19 protein-coding genes are annotated in these 16,986 nt (G+C 41.2%); all 19 read right to left on the reverse strand.

Annotation, left to right across the window (positions count from 1 at the left end):
• Positions 1-267: 267 nt before the first annotated feature.
• Positions 268-1,065: a septum site-determining protein MinD gene (gene minD / locus BLR93_RS14175; protein ID WP_093215912.1), complete on the reverse strand. Its 798-nt coding sequence runs from the start codon at positions 1,063-1,065 to the stop codon at positions 268-270.
• Positions 1,058-1,744 (reverse strand): septum site-determining protein MinC, encoded by a 687-nt coding sequence (minC, locus tag BLR93_RS14180; protein ID WP_093215915.1) that lies wholly within the window; start codon positions 1,742-1,744, stop codon positions 1,058-1,060. Before minC ends, minD begins: the two co-directional genes overlap by 8 nt.
• An 81-nt stretch (positions 1,745-1,825) precedes the next feature.
• Complete coding sequence (gene mreD, locus BLR93_RS14185; RefSeq protein WP_093215917.1) at positions 1,826-2,365, reverse strand: rod shape-determining protein MreD; 540 nt, start codon at positions 2,363-2,365, stop codon at positions 1,826-1,828.
• A complete protein-coding gene (mreC, locus tag BLR93_RS14190; protein WP_093215920.1) occupies positions 2,365-3,225 on the reverse strand; it encodes a rod shape-determining protein MreC in 861 nt (286 codons plus the stop codon). Before mreC ends, mreD begins: the two co-directional genes overlap by 1 nt.
• Before the next feature lie 14 nt (positions 3,226-3,239).
• Positions 3,240-4,280 carry a rod shape-determining protein gene (locus BLR93_RS14195; protein WP_093215922.1) on the reverse strand — a complete coding sequence of 347 codons (1,041 nt, stop codon included), beginning with the start codon at positions 4,278-4,280 and terminating at the stop codon, positions 3,240-3,242.
• Positions 4,281-4,569: 289 nt separating this feature from the next.
• Positions 4,570-5,259 carry a RadC family protein gene (gene radC / locus BLR93_RS14200; RefSeq protein ID WP_093215925.1) on the reverse strand — a complete coding sequence of 230 codons (690 nt, stop codon included), beginning with the start codon at positions 5,257-5,259 and terminating at the stop codon, positions 4,570-4,572.
• A gap of 28 nt (positions 5,260-5,287) precedes the next feature.
• Positions 5,288-5,866: a Maf family protein gene (locus BLR93_RS14205; protein WP_093215927.1), complete on the reverse strand. Its 579-nt coding sequence runs from the start codon at positions 5,864-5,866 to the stop codon at positions 5,288-5,290.
• A gap of 183 nt (positions 5,867-6,049) precedes the next feature.
• Positions 6,050-6,970, reverse strand: coding sequence for a hypothetical protein (locus tag BLR93_RS14210; protein WP_093215930.1), 921 nt, complete (start codon positions 6,968-6,970; stop codon positions 6,050-6,052).
• 128 nt (positions 6,971-7,098) lie between these two features.
• Positions 7,099-7,731, reverse strand: a complete 633-nt coding sequence (gene pilO, locus BLR93_RS14215) for a type 4a pilus biogenesis protein PilO (RefSeq protein WP_093215932.1) — start codon at positions 7,729-7,731, stop codon at positions 7,099-7,101.
• Positions 7,721-8,284, reverse strand: coding sequence for a hypothetical protein (locus BLR93_RS14220; protein WP_093215935.1), 564 nt, complete (start codon positions 8,282-8,284; stop codon positions 7,721-7,723). Before BLR93_RS14220 ends, pilO begins: the two co-directional genes overlap by 11 nt.
• A 27-nt stretch (positions 8,285-8,311) precedes the next feature.
• The gene (gene pilM, locus BLR93_RS14225; protein WP_093215937.1) at positions 8,312-9,268 is read right to left on the reverse strand and encodes a type IV pilus biogenesis protein PilM; all 957 of its coding nucleotides are present in this window, start codon (positions 9,266-9,268) and stop codon (positions 8,312-8,314) included.
• 14 nt (positions 9,269-9,282) lie between these two features.
• Complete coding sequence (locus BLR93_RS14230; RefSeq protein ID WP_093215939.1) at positions 9,283-10,038, reverse strand: prepilin peptidase; 756 nt, start codon at positions 10,036-10,038, stop codon at positions 9,283-9,285.
• A gap of 81 nt (positions 10,039-10,119) precedes the next feature.
• Positions 10,120-10,473, reverse strand: a complete 354-nt coding sequence (locus tag BLR93_RS18405) for a competence type IV pilus major pilin ComGC (RefSeq protein ID WP_093215941.1) — start codon at positions 10,471-10,473, stop codon at positions 10,120-10,122.
• Positions 10,474-10,651: 178 nt separating this feature from the next.
• Positions 10,652-11,854: a type II secretion system F family protein gene (locus tag BLR93_RS14240; RefSeq protein ID WP_093215943.1), complete on the reverse strand. Its 1,203-nt coding sequence runs from the start codon at positions 11,852-11,854 to the stop codon at positions 10,652-10,654.
• A gap of 7 nt (positions 11,855-11,861) precedes the next feature.
• Positions 11,862-12,896 carry a type IV pilus twitching motility protein PilT gene (locus BLR93_RS14245; protein WP_093215945.1) on the reverse strand — a complete coding sequence of 345 codons (1,035 nt, stop codon included), beginning with the start codon at positions 12,894-12,896 and terminating at the stop codon, positions 11,862-11,864.
• 12 nt (positions 12,897-12,908) lie between these two features.
• Complete coding sequence (locus BLR93_RS14250; RefSeq protein WP_093215947.1) at positions 12,909-14,540, reverse strand: GspE/PulE family protein; 1,632 nt, start codon at positions 14,538-14,540, stop codon at positions 12,909-12,911.
• A gap of 21 nt (positions 14,541-14,561) precedes the next feature.
• On the reverse strand, positions 14,562-16,034 hold the full coding sequence (locus BLR93_RS14255) for a DUF7305 domain-containing protein (RefSeq protein WP_093215950.1): 1,473 nt from the start codon (positions 16,032-16,034) through the stop codon (positions 14,562-14,564).
• An 8-nt stretch (positions 16,035-16,042) separates the two neighbouring features.
• Positions 16,043-16,459: a prepilin-type N-terminal cleavage/methylation domain-containing protein gene (locus tag BLR93_RS14260; protein ID WP_093215952.1), complete on the reverse strand. Its 417-nt coding sequence runs from the start codon at positions 16,457-16,459 to the stop codon at positions 16,043-16,045.
• The gene (locus BLR93_RS14265) at positions 16,456-16,905 is read right to left on the reverse strand and encodes a type IV pilus modification PilV family protein (protein WP_093215955.1); all 450 of its coding nucleotides are present in this window, start codon (positions 16,903-16,905) and stop codon (positions 16,456-16,458) included. Before BLR93_RS14265 ends, BLR93_RS14260 begins: the two co-directional genes overlap by 4 nt.
• Positions 16,906-16,986: the final 81 nt, after the last annotated feature.

The raw sequence follows: 16,986 nt of genomic DNA on the forward strand, positions 1-16,986 counted from the left end.
TGAAAAAAGTTATTTTGCATAGACACGGATTTGAGGTCGCCTCATCTTCGGGTTCTATAAGGCATGCGCATTCAAGGTGCGATGGCGATTTTTACGGCAAATGTGAAACGAATTGTTAAACTAATCAATGAGTAGAAGGCACAAACCTCTTGAAATTAGACGAAAAGCCGTCTGTGTGGAAATTAAATTCCATACAGACAGCTTTTTAAAATTCCACCTATTATAGAGCTTCAATTTTCAGTGGTTTCATTTGCATTCCGGGATTTTTTATGACCGCATACCAAAGAATTTCTTCATTTTAGAAAACATGCCTTTATCTTCTTCTAAAGATAAAAGCGGCACCGTTTCTCCGAGGATTCTTCTCGTTATATTGCGGTAAGCCAGCGAGGCTTTGGTATTAGGATGAAAAGCAACAGGCTCTCCATGATTGGAAGCTTTAATTACTTCATCATCATCCGCTACGATACCGAGCAATTCAATCGACAAAATTTGAACAATTTCATCAACATCAAGCATATCCCCGGTTTTGACCATGTGGTTTCGGATTCTATTGACAATTAAATGCGGCGGCTCAATATCTTCTTTTTCCAATAAACCAATAATTCTATCAGCATCACGAACACTGGATTTCTCAGGAGTGGTTACCACAATTGCTTTATCAGCCCCGGCGACAGCATTTTTGTAGCCTTGTTCGATACCGGCAGGACAATCTATTAATATGTAATCATACTCCTGTTTTAATTCGGTGACAATTTCCTCCATTCCCTCTGGAGTCAGATCAGACTTATCACTAGTTTGGGCAGCTGGCAGCAGGTATAAGCAATCAAACCGTTTATCTTTAATCAGAGCTTGCTTTAATTTGCACCTTTTTTGAATGACATCGACTATATCATAGATAATACGGTTTTCCAGTCCCATGACCACATCCAAATTCCGCAGACCGATGTCTGTATCGATAAGACAAACTTTTTTCTCCATTAATGCAAGTGCTGTTCCTAAATTGGCTGTGGTGGTTGTCTTGCCAACTCCACCCTTACCTGAAGTAATAACGATTGCTTCACCCATGAATCATTCTCCTTTCAAACCCGTTTATATCCGGTCGTTTTCGTGAAAGAACTTGGAGGCGGTCAATGATAATCTTTTCTTTCTCTTTATCTATTATCCCGCATTCCATATAGACACCTTCTGTATCATAATCAGGGGATCGGCTGATATAATCAGCAATCCTCAGCTGTGTTGGTTTCATATATGCGGCAGCAATAATCGCTTCTCGATTATTTGGAAAACCGGCATGAGCTACTCCGCGGAGATTACCCATGACAAAAATATTGCCGCTGGCTATAATTTTCCCTCCTGGGTTCACATCGCCAATCAACAGCATATCACCGGTGACTTCAAGGACTTGTCCTGAACGGACCACCTTATTTACCACTTTTACTTCACTATCTTCCAACCATTGCAGAGCCTGTTTTTTCGGAATGACATCAGACTCGATGGATTGGACAACTAATTTATTTTTATTACGGATCACTCGCCTTAGTTCTTCTTCCTGATCCTGATGCAAATAGCGGTTTCCCAATTGAATCGTTACTGTAATCATCGGATCATCATCCGCCACATGATTGGTTGATAACGTTTCTTCCAGTTCAGTCAGCAACTCGCTGAACGAGCATGTATCATCAATATACAGGGTAAGACCATCCCTAGTTCCTTTAATCGTTATAAGTTGCTTGCTGCCTGCCACGATCATTCACCTCAAACTATTTATTAAATAACCAGATCAATTCAGCAGCCATTGAATTTAATGGTTTTTTGCTTTATTAAATTAAAGATTGTTGGAATTGCTGAAGCGCTCCTTTGACCATTCGACAAGCTTGCGCTTGGTCAATGGATAAATCAATAAAAAGAATATTAGATTTGCCAGCAAGGTTGGTATTAACCGGATATACAAAAATTCCTGCCAGGAAATCCCTGTTATCCCAATAAAAGAATAAACAATATATACTCCAGTATCGGCCAATCCAACTGCTATTACAGTTAATAACAGGGCCACAAAGAAATTGGTATGGAGCATCTTTTTCATACCATGGACTGCATAAACGACCAAAGGATAGATAAACATATAAACGCCTAATACACTCGTATAAACCACATCAATCATTAAGCCAAATACAATGCCATACATAACCGATAAATATGTATATTCCAAGTCGTAAAAAACACTTATTAAAACAAGATATATTAATACCCAGTGAGCAACTACCATCCACTGTCCAGTTACAAGGCTGTTCGGTAAGAAGTCCTGAGCCACACCTTCAATAATCAGAAAGAATAAAAGAAAAAGAGGAAGATAAAATCTTTTCATTATTCTTCCCCCTCCTCTTGCTGATCTGCTAAGAGATTAACCACAATCACATGGTCCATGCTGTCCACATCTGCAGCAGGAGTTACATAAGCCATCTGGGTAAGTCCATATTTATCTGGTGTAACTTCTTCTATTGTACCTATTTCCAAGCCTCTTGGGAATACCCCGCCCATTCCCGAGGAAACAACAAGGGCGCCATCCTCTATTTCAGAATCATAGGAATTCAACTTCAACATCAATGCTTCTTTTTCTTCATCATAGCCGATAATAAAACCAGCTTCATCCTCTTTGTCTTCCTGGGAGACAGTGACAGAAATCCGGTTGGATCCGTCAAACCCTCTTAATAGCTGAACAGTCGAAGAAAATTCCGCCGCTGACTGGATTTTTCCGATCATTCCTTCCCCAGTTATCACAGCCATGTTTGCTCTTACCCCATCCTGTTTTCCCTTATTGATGGTGACTTCTTTAAAGAAAGGTTCCGGGCTTTGACTGCGGACAGAAGCTTGAATCGGTTCATAGTCGGATATCGATTCCGCCTTCTCAAGGATACTTCTTAATTCCTCGTTATCCTGTTTTAATTCCTGTATTTCATAAAGCAAGGATTTATTTTCGGCAAGACGTTGTTTTAATAGTTGATTTTCTTCATACGTATTTTTTATATCATCTATATTTGAAAAGATATTGCTCGTAAATTGTGCGGGCCGGTGCACGATCCCCTGCAGCCACCCTACTGAATCCTTTAAAAATTCTTCAGCGGTCGTCAAATCATCACGATCTCTCAAGGAAAACCCGATAAAAGCAACAAGGACGATAAATCCAATCAAAATAATGAATAAACGCGTTCTTCTAAAAAAAGACATTAATTAACACCTACTTACTTCATGAAGGATCGATTAGACACATTAGGCTGGGACCTAAAGTGATGGATATACTCTAAAGATTTCCCTGTTCCGATAGCTACACTGTCCAGCGGTTCTTCAGCCACGAATACAGGCATCTTGGTTTCTTCACTGATGACTTGATCCAGCCGTTTCAACAAAGCGCCGCCCCCTGATAATACAATGCCGCGATCCATAATATCTGCCGCTAATTCTGGCGGGGTCTTTTCCAGCGTATTTTTGACAGCCTCTACAATAGAAGTCACTGTATCATCTAAGGAAGAAGAAATTTCCTCTGCTGTAATCGTAATTGTCTTCGGAAGTCCTGTAAGCAGGTCTCTGCCTCGTATATCCATTTCTTCATTTTCCACAGGTAGACCAGCTGATCCGATATCCATTTTTATAGACTCAGCTGAACGTACCCCAATCATCAAATTATAATTTTTTCTAATATACTGGATTATTGCTTCATCCATCTCATCGCCGGCAGTTCTTACAGATTGGCTGGTAACTATACCTCCCAGCGAAATAATCGCCACTTCAGTAGTCCCTCCGCCAATATCGACAATCATACTTCCTGTAGGTTCCCAAACCGGCAAGCCTGCACCAATGGCGGCTGCAAATGGCTCTGCTATAGGAAAAGCCTCCTTCGCGCCTGCCTGTTTAGTTGCATCGATTACTGCGCGCTCTTCCACCATTGTAATACCAGAGGGTACACAAACCATTACATTCGGCTTCTTGGCAAAAGCAGAACGGTTTTTTTGTGCTTTTCTTATATAATATTTCATCATTACTGCAGTTGTATCATAATCAGCTATAACTCCGTCTTTCATCGGACGGATAACAGAAATATTGCCTGGTGTACGGCCGATCATATTCCTTGCTGAACTTCCAACAGCCTCTATTTCACCGGTAGCTGTATTCTTAGCTACAACGGATGGTTCTCTGACTACCACTCCTTTGCCTTTTACAAAAACAAGAGTGTTCGCAGTTCCTAAATCTATCCCTAAGTCTTGTGATAAACTAAATCTTCCCAAAAATAATCTCCCTTTCCGACACGTTTCATAATGAAATAAGCTTTTTTTCACTTGTATGTTTTACTATATCGATTACCGACATAACTTGCAATTAATCCTATAGTGTTTTTCTAAATAATTCTCCAGTCCTTTATATCCATGCTTTATCACAGAACTTGATCCGAAGTTGCTGGCTTCACTGCGATATTGCATGAGAAGAAGCGCCAATCACAAGAAAATTCTTGGGAATGGCGCTGACTGTATAATCCGTCTATATAATTATACGAAAAAAAAATAAAAATAGATAGTGTTACAGATATCCTTTTTCTTTTAATGAGACAAATTTACGGTCACCGATAACTAAGTGATCTAAAAGTTCTATTCCAATCATTTTTCCACATTCTAACAGGCGTTTTGTAACGTGAATATCTTCCTGGGAAGGAGAAGGGTCTCCGGAAGGATGGTTATGTGCACAGATAATAGAAGCTGCTGATCGCTTTACAGCTTCACGGAATACTTCTCTAGGATGAACGATCGAGGAATTAAGGCTGCCGATGAAAATTGTTTGGCGATGAAGAATTTGATTTTTTGTATTGAGGAATAAACAAACGAAATGCTCCTGATTCAAGTTTCTCATTTCTTCCATCACGTAGTCAGCCCCGTCCTCTGGGCTGCGGATGACATGCCTTTCATCAGGTTTGAAACGGTGCATCCTGTTGCCGAATTCAATAGCTGCCAATAACAAGACCCCTTTTGCTGTTCCAATCCCTTTAATGGCAGTCAGTTCTTCAATCGTAGCATCTTTCAAAAGACTTAAGCCTTCAAAATGCATGAAAACCCGCTGGGAAAGAGTGGTTACTGACTCATCTTTTGTTCCTGTACCAAGCAGAATGGCCAGCAAGTCCTGGTTCGATAAATGTGCCGGCCCGTATTCAATCAACCGTTCTCTCGGCCGATCTTGTTTTGGTACATTTTTTATGGTTACATTGGCATGAACCATTGATATATCAACCCCTTATTCATAAGCCTCAACTACCAAGGTGGTAAGGAAATATCCCAAATGGCTTAAGCTTTCGAACTACAGTTGATAGTGGAAGACCAACCACGTTGAAGTAATCACCGGAAATTTCCTTGACAAGTAAAGCTCCGCGTCCCTGAATTCCATATCCCCCCGCCTTATCGAAAGGTTCGCCTGTTTGAATGTATGCGACTAGTTCAGCAGTTGACATATACCAAAAACGTACCCTCGTACATACAGCAAAAACGATTTCCTCCTCATAAGAGCGAATGGAAACTCCTGTAAAAACTTCATGGGTATCTCCATTCAACCTGGAAAGCATAGCAAAAGCTTCTTTCTCATCTTCAGGTTTGGTTAGAATTTCTCTCTGATGGCTGACCACAGTATCGGCGCTTAGTAATACCTGACCCTGTTTAAGCGGGAGTGATTCCCCTTTCAAAATTGCGAGTTTTTTCACCAGCCGTTCAGGGTCTTTCTCCTTTATTGATTTCTCATCTACCTGTGGAACATTAACCGTAAAAGCGAGTCCCGCTTGTTTTAATAATGCTTTTCTGCGCGGGGAACCTGAAGCTAGAATAAGCTGTGCCATAACCGATTATCCTTTCCTTGGTATTTGGGTAACCACATTTTATCCAAGATTATATCCTTCATACAAATTGGCAATATTCTAATTTACATAACGCGACCTCGTATATATTACAGATTTGTTATACAATTCATCGGAAAAACGACCCCTGCATACAGACAATATGAAAAATTGATCTAATTTACACTATTTACTGCCCGATACTGTTTTCCACATCTTGAGCAATTGTACTTGTACATCAATGGGCTTCATGTCACCTATGTTATCCAATAGTTCCCCTGCTTGTCCATGAAGTTCGGTCAGCATTTCTTGCGATCCATCTGGATATGCGTCCAACCATTCTTTCCATTGATCCTTTGCCAAATCGCCTTGCGATGACACACTGCTATCCCATAACGCCTGGAAACCCTGGAGCCAATTTGCCTCTTCGTCTGACAAATCTTTTGTTTGTCCCTCCGTCTGCCAAGCTTTTACATACGTATCCAACTGCTTCCCTGCGATTAGTTCTGCCGTTTTTTTCGCTCCCGCTTCTGTATCCCCCAAACCTGCAAACAAATAAAATTGTCCTTCATGTTCCCAAACAACGGAAGGCAATCCTGAATCAGAAAAATTCTTCTGCCATTCCTCCGCTTTAGCTTGGGAAGAAAACACTCCTCCCTGAACGACATAAGCATTCATGCCTTCAACCGAAAAGTCCGCTTGCTTCGGCTGTTCATCCGCTCCATCTGCTGTTGGCGCATCCACCGGTTGGTTATTACCGTTAGCTGTCGAGTCATTTCCATTTTCATCCATTCCGGCGAACATCCGCAGCATAATAAATCCCAATGCTAACCCAATCATTAATGCCGCAATGGCCGCAAACACAAACACTTTATATATTCGCGGGACAGCCTTCCTCCGTTTACTTCCACCAGGAGACCATTCTTCAGCTTTCCAGCCATCCTCTTGTTCGAGAACGGAAAAACCTTTATGTTCCACCTCTTTTTCCAATGCAGCTGCTTGTTGCTTATAAGTAGTTGTGTGGACGGGCGGATGTTCAGCTTTCCTACTAGTGGCAGAATCCTTCTTGTCTTTCATGCGAATCGTAATAGATTTATGCTTCTCCATACCGTTTCCCCGTTTCTAATAGAATTTGCACCAACTCTATCATAGACCGGACAAAAAGTAAGAGGAGATTTGTCTAAGGCAAATCTCCTCTTTTCACCAAATAGTTTGCTAATCTTCTATCATTCCTGCTAATCCGAAAAAGGGTTTGTTTTTTCTGCAGGTTTTTCATATTCCTCTATCGATGTTTCTCCCATCAATATGTCCAAACCAGAAGTATAAAAAGCAGAAACAATAAAGGAAAATTCAATTCCATTATCTGTCTTCGTATTAAACGCCAAAGAATCAATATTAACAAGGCGGTCTGCTTTCTCTATTTTTGCCAAAAAAGTATACATGTTTTCGTAACTTGACGCGGAAACCTCGAGTTGATACCGGAAACTATTTACATGTTCTGGTAAAGAACTCTCCTCATTTGCCTGGCTGGAGGCACTGTTCTCTTCAGTAGTTAAGGCAATTTCATTTATAACACTACCAGTTTCGAGAGCTGTTTTTTCTATCATGACTAACAGACGGTCCAATTCTTTCGTTACTGGCAACTGCTGTTGATATGATGCAGAGCTTTCCAGCCGGTCTGTCTCTGGCTCGGCATTTCCTTCTTCAAGCTCGGATTGCTGAGCAGCCAGTTGCTTTTCGAGCTCTTCTGCCTTGCTGTTCAGCGGGGCAACAAACAAATGATAGCCGGCAAAGTAGACAGCAACTGATAAACCCGCCCCGAAGATTATCAACCATAGCCAAAGACGGTTTATGCTGTTAATTTTCAACTTCTGCCGCCTCCTCTTGCCAATTCTGTTTATCTATTCGTATGTCATAAGTAGAGTGATAGGAGGTTTTTGCATCCTCACCACCCTTTTTCATGGATACAATGTCGGTTACAGAAACCTCTTCGATAAATGGCTGCTTTTCTAACTCATGGGTATAGGCCGCCGTGTGTCCAATACTTGGCACACGGATTGTTAATATTAATCCTTCGAGGTGATCAAATTGATAATTTTCAAAGTATCCTTGTTCCGGCAGCAGCTCGATCAGCTTGTCCAGTAGGGCTACCGTTGGAAAAACAGCTGCTTCTACATCCCCAATCCGTTGAGCAAGTATCTCTCGGCTTTGCTGAAAGTTCTCATTGTTTTTCACATGAGCTAACTCTTCCCGATTGGACTGCCATTGCGATTCCATTTGTGCCACCTCGTTTTCGGCATTTGAACGCTGTATATATAATAGAGCTGTCGTACACCCAACTAATAAAATACATATGGTTATAATTACTGTAAACGGCTGTTTCTTTCTTCGTTCCGCTATTAAATTTATTTCTACCGTCATCAGAAGTCTCCACCTTTGGCCGAATCTTTACTTTTTGATCGACAAACCTAATACATCAGCATATTTACCCGGGACTGGAATCTTGTCTTCCAGTTCGTTAATTAGCTGAACGGGAATATGATAATTCTCTTTCATAAATTCTTCCACACGGTTAAGGTAAGGAAAGTCACCAGTTAACAGTACTTTCGTTATTTGTTGTTCTCCATCCATTACGGAATATTGATAAAAGTCCATAAATCGCTCGGCCATCACCATTTGCTCTTCCAATGATTGACCGATTTCTTCCTGATTGCCTTGCCAGGCCAAATCATTTTCCTCCGGGCTGTAAGCCCAATTTGCGGAAGGAAGCAGCGATTTAACCTGCCTGGTAAAGACCGGCTTCTTTTGATAAAATGCCGTTAATACAATCGAATCTTTTCCCCACTGTATCAATAATAAATGTTCTTTATCGCTAGCAAGGCCAAGCTGAAAATAAAGCCTGTACAAACATAAAGAAGATAAATCAGCTACCAATGGCTTTAAGCCAGCTTTGCCGAACAGTTGCAGAAAATCGGATATTCGCTCTCTTGGATAGGCAAACAATAATATCTTCGACTGGCTGCCTTCTTCTCCTGTGATAACAAAGTCGATGACAGGATCATTAAATGGCAGCCTTATACTGTCCTGCAACTCCATATTAATATAACTCTTTATCTCTTCCTTCTTTAATTGCTTTGGCACCAAATGTTCGCGGATCGTTACAGAAGAGTCCGGTACACAAAAAGACAACGGCCAGTTTTTCCATTTCTTTTCATTTACTAATTGATGCAGTTTTTCTAAAAATACTTCCTTATCGATTATCTTTCCATCAGCTATCACGCCATCCTCGAGAAACACTTCTCCGTAATCAGCCATCCCTTCAATGGTTGACTGGCTGTTAACCATATAACGGATTACCTGGTCCTTGATAATCAAATTTACTTGCTTCTTCCTATTATTTAACATAGTTGCCACCTACTTTAGAAAAAAAGTGTGAAATACCAGTTGATTATTTTATCGCCAAAAAAATATGTCGTAAGAGTTCCTAATACAATGTAGGGACCAAATGGTACAGGCTCTTTTCTGTCAATTACCTTTAGAGACAGTAAAACCATTGAAATTACTGATCCATATACTGTTGAAAAAAAGAAGGCTAATAAAAGCTGTTTCCAGCCCAGAACCAAACCTATAACTCCGAATAACTTCATGTCTCCGCCGCCCATCCCGCCTCGGCTGAAAATAATTATAGCCGCCAGGAGAATGATACCTAAAACAAAACCGAAAAACGGGGACCACCATGGATCAAGGGGAACAAACAGACGCACGACTAAAAATAACGGTAAAAAAAACAACAACACACGATTTGGTATTTCCATATAACGAAGATCTGATACTAAAATGATAACTAACAGGGAGACTAGCAGCAAAGCTGCAACAAGTTCTCCCTGCATGCCAATATAATAATAACTAAAGGCAAAAAGCAGACCAGTGATCAACTCTGCCAGCGGATACATGACGGAAATCGACCGCCTGCAACACCGGCATTTACCCGCTTGAACAAGGAAAGAAAAAACAGGAACAAGTTCGTACCAGGCTAACGAATGGCGGCAGTTTGGACAATAAGAACGCCGGGATTTAAATAATTCCTGTTTAGGAACTCGTAAGCCAACGACGCTATAAAAGGAACCAAGAATTAAACCGAGGACAAAAAAGTAACAGAGGTAAAATAATTGCATATTTTTCTCCTAAATATGTAGAGAGATCCCTAGAAGGGATCTCCTTGGATTACATTGGTTAAGAAGGGCTGCTCATTAAGCTTATGAACCTTCGCTAAATTCAAAACTATATTCGTCTTCTCCTGGGTTCGAATTATAAGTCACTTTTCCTGTTGGCAGATCTGTACCCTCTTTTTCTTCAAGATAATCTTTTTCCACTAACTCATCTACCGTTATCTCTGTTTCAAACTCACCAGCTGCATAGGCTATTCTGGCAGCCTCCTCTATCATTTTGATTTCTGCATCATTTGCTTTATCTTCTGTACTATCGATAATTCCCCCGATAGCTGGCACGGCAATGGCTGCGATAATCCCTAGAATAACAATAACGGCGAGTAATTCAACGAGTGTGAAACCTTTGGCATTGTTCAACTTTGTCCAGACTTTTCTTATCATTTGCAGAACTTCCTCCCTTTTTATCAAATCTTATTTTAGACCGCCAAGTTTGGCGTATGTAGCACTTGACCCATTTTTCACAAAACTAAAATATTAGTTCTCTCAATATTCTCTCAACTATCTTAATTATACTATAGAAGAATAAGGTGTCCATTACTTTATGACTAATTTTGGAAAATTAAATATTTTCGAAAATAGAAAACATTGGAATGATGATTGCTAGCACAATGGCCCCGACCATTACAGCTAAAAAAACCACCATGATAGGTTCGATTAATGTTTTCAGCTTGTCGGATGCCTCATCCAGTTCCTGCTCATAAAAATCTGCTACCTTTTTCAACATTTTATCAAGGGATCCCGAACTCTCTCCAACTGCTATCATCTGCGTGACTAGCTTGGGAAATACCCAATGTTCTTTCATCGGAGCAGCTAGCGATTCTCCCTCTTCTAAGGAAGCCTGACTATCCTGCAAAACTTTTTTTAAAACACGATTATTTAGTACCCGTTCGGTGATTTCAACCGCCTGCAAAATAGGAACAGAGCTATTTAACAGAGAGCTCAATGTCTGTGTCATCCTGGCCAGTAGTGCCTTTTGGATAAATCGCCCAAACAAGGGAAATTGCAGTTTCATCTGGTCAAGTGCTTCGGCATAAGGGCTTTTATCTTTTACGTATCGATAAAGCAATACAACGGTTATTGCCATTATTACTAATACCCACCAAAAGGACTGGGCAAAACTACTTATTTTCAAAACTGCAGAGGTGTAGACCGGGACTTCTTCCCCAAAAGATGAGAACATTTCTGTAAAAACCGGTACAATGAACACAAGTAGAAAGATACAGACCAACAATGAAATAAAACCAACCACAAGTGGATAGGTCATTGCTGATATTACTTTTTGCTTCAACCGGTATTGCTTTTCAAAATAAGCAGCCATATTATTCAAAATTTCATCAAGATTTCCACTGACTTCACCTGCATGAATCATACTTACTAACAATTGCGGAAATACTTTCGGATAATCGCCCATGGCTTCTGATAAAGAAACACCCATTTCCAATTCTTCCCTGATGCTTTCCAATGCTTTCTTCAAGTGCTTATTGTCTGTTTGTTCTGCCAGAATACCGGTAGATTCGACAAACGGAATACCTGCATCAATTAATGTAGCGAATTGACGGAGGAAAATGACAAAATCACGATTTCTGACACGCCTGCCAATATATATATCCTGGTAAAGAAAGCTGTTCAGCTCCTGGACCTCAAAAGCTGTAATTCCCCGTGCACTAATAGCGGAAATTGCCTCCTGCTGCGAGCCTGCGCTCACTTTTCCCCGCCTTGATTTACCAGAAGCTGTCCTTCCTTTATAACGAAAATATGCCATTGGAAGGTCACCCTCTTTCCTTTAAATAAGGAAGCGCAAATTCTTCCGCAATAGCATCCTCGCGCAGCAGTTTTTTAATATCCATTGTCATGGTGTGCATGCCCTGGTCCCTTGATACCTGCATCGTGTTTGGGATTTGGTGCATCTTTTCATTACGGATAAGGTTTTTAATGGCTGCTGTATTCCTCAAAATTTCTGTAGCTGCTCTCCTCCCTTGTTTATCAGCTGTTTGAAAAAGCCGCTGGGATACAATCGCCTGCAGGACATTTGCCAATTGAATTCTTATTTGCTCTTTTTGATGGGCAGGGAATACATCAATGATCCGATCCATCGTCGAGGAAGCGTCTGTTGTATGCAGGGTGCCCAACACTAAATGACCTGTTTCTGCAGCAGTAATAGCAGTAGAAATTGTTTCCAAGTCCCGCATCTCCCCGACAAGAATTACATCGGGGTCCTGACGGAGACAAGCACGCAGCCCGTTATGGAAATTAGCAGTATCAAAACCTACTTCCCGCTGATCAATAATACAAGTGCGGTGGCTGTGTAAATATTCAATAGGATCCTCCAGTGTAATAATATGCTTGTTCATCGTATGGTTCATATAATCGATCATTGCCGCTAGCGTAGTGCTCTTACCGCTTCCGGTAGGACCTGTCACAAGCACCAGTCCCTGTGTACTGGCGGATATCTGCTTGAGAACTGGCGGTAACTGCAACTCAGCCAAGCTGGGAATGGTAGTAGGAACGACACGGACCGCCATTGAAATACAATTCCGCTGGTAAAAGATATTCATACGAAATCGTGAAATACCTGCTATGCCATAGGATAAATCTATTTCTCTCTGACGGTTCAGCCTTTCCCATTGGCCATCATTTAACACGCTTCTCGCCATTTCTCTGGTGTCCTCAGGTGCCAAGCTTTCTTCTCCAGATGCTAGCAAATCGCCATTTATACGATAAACTGGAGGGGATCCAACAGTAATATGTATATCGGAAGCATGTTTGGCAAATGCATCCTTCAATAATGAGTCCAGGCGAATCATAACAAACCCTCCCTATTCTTCTGATGCGACACGCAATACCTCTTCTAAGGTAGTGATGCCTTTCTTCACTTTCAATAAACCATCATCAATCAAAAACTTCATACCATTTGCTTTTAAATAGTGTTTTAGTTCCGTTAAAGAGTTATTGTTCATCATGTATTGGCGGATAGAGTCGTCAATTACTAATAATTCCTGGAGGGCTGTTCTGCCTTTATACCCCGTCTGCCTGCAGCTATTGCAGCCTTTTCCTTCCTGGATTTCGTTAATTTCCACCCCATGTTTTTCGAATAAGTCTTTTTCCATTCTGGTTACTTCTCTGCTTTGCTTACAGTCCTTGCATATACGTTTGACTAGGCGTTGGGCCATAATACCCGAAAGGGAAGACACTACGAGATAAGGTTCGATTTTCATATCAAACAGACGTGGAATAGCAGCTATTGCACTGTTTGTATGTAAAGTACTGAACACCATATGTCCGGTTAACGATGCTCTGATAGCAATCTCTGCTGTTTCTGTATCCCTTATTTCGCCTACCATAATAATGTTGGGATCTTGTCTTAAAATAGAGCGCAGACCTGCTGCAAATGTTAAACCAACCGAGGAACGCACTTGTACTTGATTGACACCCTCCAGTTGATATTCGACCGGATCTTCAACAGTTATAATATTGACATTTTCCTTATTCAATTGATGGATGGATGAATATAACGTAGAGGTTTTTCCAGATCCTGTCGGCCCAGTTAACAGGATGAGACCAGAAGGCTGTTGAATCAGCTTTTGGTATTTCTGATAGTTATCCTCACTAAAATCCAATTCGGATAGTTTTTTTAACACATTGGACAAATCCAAAATTCGTATGACGACTTTTTCTCCAAAAACCGTTGGCAGAATGGAAATCCGTAAATCGATCGGTTTTTCGTCAACTGCCAATCGAATTCTGCCATCTTGTGGAAGGCGTGTTTCTGTAATATTCAAATCGGCAAGTATCTTTGTTCTGGCAATCAACGAATTTTGCAGTCTTTTTGGTACTGTCCGGTCCTTATGCAAGATCCCATCGACACGGTAACGGACAGACAAGCAGTCTTCCGCAGGATCAATATGTATGTCGCTTGCCCTCAGATGAACCCCTGTTTGCAGAATTTGATCCATAATCCGAATAGCCGGGGCATCTTCAGACAACTCTTCCTCTCCTTCTTTGAGAGAAAAATCTTCTAAATCATAGTATTTGTTGATCGCTTGTAAGATATCATCTTTGGAAGCAATCACCGGTTTTATCTGAAATCCGGTCGATAATTCTAAATCATCTATGGCAAAGTAATCCATTGGATCGTTCATCGCTACTGTAATCGTATGTTCTTTTTGGTTTAAAGGGATCAACACGTTGCGCTGAGCCATCTCTCTAGGAACAAGGCTAGTCAATTCTTTATCTATCGGATAACGATAGAGAGATACACTTGGAATTCCGAGCTGCAGCTCTAGTACTTCCAACAATTGCTGCTCCGTTATAAACCCGCGCTCCAGCAATGCATCACCAAGTTTTTGGCCATCTTTTTTGTTTTGAAGCGTGTCTAAAATCTCCTCTTCGGTCAGTAGGCCTGATTGTTTTAATAAATCGCCAAGTTTCTGTTTATTTCTTAATGGCATGCTGTCCCTCCTATAAATCCCTTATTGCTTTACTTCTCTGACCGGCTTCTTGCTAATCAAATCCTCTTCCGTGCCATGATCTCCTCTAGTTCCAAACGGAAAGTCATCAAAGTCGATTGCTTCATAGACAGCATTTGTACCACCGCTCCCATGAAATGAATCAGCTATTACCGCCCCTGCAGTCCGCCCGCCTCCTGCCAGCTTAAACCCTGCATGAGGAGCTAGTATCAAAGAGGCACTTCTGGCTCCGCCAGTAATTTTCACACTTGTACCACCAGTAAGGATATGCCCGGAAAAGTCACCGCCTCCCGTAAGTTCTATGTCTGCCGCTTCAGCAAATAATGAACCGGAAACTTTTTGGGCACCGGCTAATGTTACTTTATTTGCCCCTTTTAGATAAACATTCAAATCTTTTATATCACCACTATCGTTAAGCGTACTACCGGAACCAAAAGTGATTCTATCCTTAACATAAAGTGTTAATTTCCCGGGGTTAACAAGGTTGATATGACCATTTTCCAAATGTAAACGTTCGACAACCATGCTTACATCCCGGCCGTTTAAATCAATATCCAAGCGATTATTGCTCCCGATATGGATTTCTTCCAACGATACATCTTTATTTAAGGTCAACTGGTACGTTGCTTTCCCATTGTTAATAGATAACCTGCCATTGTTAATTTCACCATTATTGCCGCCTTGCAGCTTTTGATCCTCTATAGCTGAAAAGACAGGGAATTCCGGAAAAGCAGGCAGTTCCAGCGGAGATTCTGATTTCCCTACTGGTTTTGGCAAGTTATCTTCCATGTAATGCGGAGCATCTACTGCTTTATCCTCAGCGCCTTCAGGTACATAGATGGCACCATTCTCTAACACAGTTCCACCGGAAAAGCGAATCGAATGCTCCTCATTTGAGTTGGTACCGATATTGCCTTTAATTCTAGCTCCACCGTTTAATTCGATGGTTGTATTTGTGTATACAGCCATATCTTCAGGTACTTGTAACCCTCCGTTCCCTTTTGGTATCCACTTTACTGTGATTGGACGCTCTACCGTTCTGGAACGCTTGCCTACAACTCCTTTAGAAACGAGTGTGTACTGCTTCGTGTCCTTAGCGGTTTCTCCTTCTTCCACGCGGACAACCGCTTCAGGCTGAACGCCGAAATTTTTTTCAAAATATCTCTCTCCGTAAGTGTTGGCCGCCGTCATTTCTTCCTCTATACAATTCCAATAGGCCGAAGCAGAATCGTACGCATAACAATGAGTTTCAACTTTGTCTTCTATTTCATTTAATCTCACAGTAGCTCCGGATTCAGCTATATAATAGGCAGATTGATAACTTCGCTCTCCTGCACTTAAGTTTGTATTATGGACGATGATACCTAGCAGCGCAAAGCCCAAAACAGATAACACCACCATCACCAAGAGGGTCATCACAAGCGCAGCACCAGACTCGTTGTTAAGCTTCCTGCCCCGCAAATCAATTAACCGCATTCGTTCACCTACTCTCTGGCATAAATCACCGTGCTAACCGAAGAATATTGCTGTCGTTTGTTCGAAACACTTTTAACGGTAATCTCGGCTCCACTCCCATTTTCCGTAGGATTGACGGTAAACTCGGCAATTCCAGTCACCATCAGTCGATCGTTCCGCAACATTTGCGTCCCTTCTTGTTTATATACATTTCCGTCGACTGTGAGGACATTTCCCTCGATAGCCAGCATATTCGAGCTTCTTATATCTTTGGTAATCTGTTTAAGTACAAGTCTTACATTCGATTGATTATTTACCTGCTTTATTTCATTGGTGAATTGCTTTTGGCCAAACAAGTGGACAGAACTGGCAAGCCCGACTATTAACCCTAAAAGTGCCAAAGCAGCTAGTAATTCTACAAGTGTGAATCCTTTGTTATTCCTCATAACCCATCCCTCTGGCTTTCCCAGTCAATAATCGATTCCATTTGTGCTTCCAGTTTATTTGGTGATCCTTTTTGATAAACCTTCACTATCACACTCCCCAGCTGGCTTTCCTGGTCGGGCGTTTTTAGTTCAACGGTTACATGGTAACCTTCCGTGTCATTAGAAACTATATTGGAATTGCTGGCCGAAGTGTATTTAGCTCGCAGAGCATCTATACTTTTTTCATATCCTTTTGTGTTATGACTAATGTGGTAAACTTCTTCCAGGTGGGTTTCGGCTATATATGTACCGTCTATTATTTTTTCGGAGACATGGTTTGTTTGGGCTGCTTGCACAAATAAAGTTAAAAAAGATACGATGACAATTGATAGGATAGTAATGGAGACCAGTATTTCGATTAGAGTGAGCCCGCTGGAATTTTGTAAGTATCGCTGTTTATTTCTCATACCTGAGCCACCTTCTTTTCCTTTCCCGCTAAAAATTCTATTGATACACAGGGGAAAACAGCTTTCCAGGACCTTGAACTA

Source organism: Sediminibacillus albus, from assembly GCF_900101125.1.
Taxonomy (GTDB): Bacteria; Bacillota; Bacilli; order Bacillales; family Amphibacillaceae; genus Sediminibacillus; species Sediminibacillus albus.

Coding starts and splice junctions, on each gene's coding strand:
- minD (WP_093215912.1), bottom strand. CDS start 1,065: ATGGGTGAAGCAATCGTTATTACTTCAGGTAAGGGTGGAGTTGGCAAG.
- mreD (WP_093215917.1), bottom strand. CDS start 2,365: ATGAAAAGATTTTATCTTCCTCTTTTTCTTTTATTCTTTCTGATTATT.
- mreC (WP_093215920.1), bottom strand. CDS start 3,225: ATGTCTTTTTTTAGAAGAACGCGTTTATTCATTATTTTGATTGGATTT.
- radC (WP_093215925.1), bottom strand. CDS start 5,259: ATGGTTCATGCCAATGTAACCATAAAAAATGTACCAAAACAAGATCGG.
- BLR93_RS14205 (WP_093215927.1), bottom strand. CDS start 5,866: ATGGCACAGCTTATTCTAGCTTCAGGTTCCCCGCGCAGAAAAGCATTA.
- BLR93_RS14210 (WP_093215930.1), bottom strand. CDS start 6,970: ATGGAGAAGCATAAATCTATTACGATTCGCATGAAAGACAAGAAGGAT.
- BLR93_RS14220 (WP_093215935.1), bottom strand. CDS start 8,284: ATGACGGTAGAAATAAATTTAATAGCGGAACGAAGAAAGAAACAGCCG.
- pilM (WP_093215937.1), bottom strand. CDS start 9,268: ATGTTAAATAATAGGAAGAAGCAAGTAAATTTGATTATCAAGGACCAG.
- BLR93_RS14230 (WP_093215939.1), bottom strand. CDS start 10,038: ATGCAATTATTTTACCTCTGTTACTTTTTTGTCCTCGGTTTAATTCTT.
- BLR93_RS18405 (WP_093215941.1), bottom strand. CDS start 10,473: ATGATAAGAAAAGTCTGGACAAAGTTGAACAATGCCAAAGGTTTCACA.
- BLR93_RS14240 (WP_093215943.1), bottom strand. CDS start 11,854: ATGGCATATTTTCGTTATAAAGGAAGGACAGCTTCTGGTAAATCAAGG.
- BLR93_RS14245 (WP_093215945.1), bottom strand. CDS start 12,896: ATGATTCGCCTGGACTCATTATTGAAGGATGCATTTGCCAAACATGCT.
- BLR93_RS14250 (WP_093215947.1), bottom strand. CDS start 14,540: ATGCCATTAAGAAATAAACAGAAACTTGGCGATTTATTAAAACAATCA.
- BLR93_RS14255 (WP_093215950.1), bottom strand. CDS start 16,034: ATGCGGTTAATTGATTTGCGGGGCAGGAAGCTTAACAACGAGTCTGGT.
- BLR93_RS14260 (WP_093215952.1), bottom strand. CDS start 16,459: ATGAGGAATAACAAAGGATTCACACTTGTAGAATTACTAGCTGCTTTG.
- BLR93_RS14265 (WP_093215955.1), bottom strand. CDS start 16,905: ATGAGAAATAAACAGCGATACTTACAAAATTCCAGCGGGCTCACTCTA.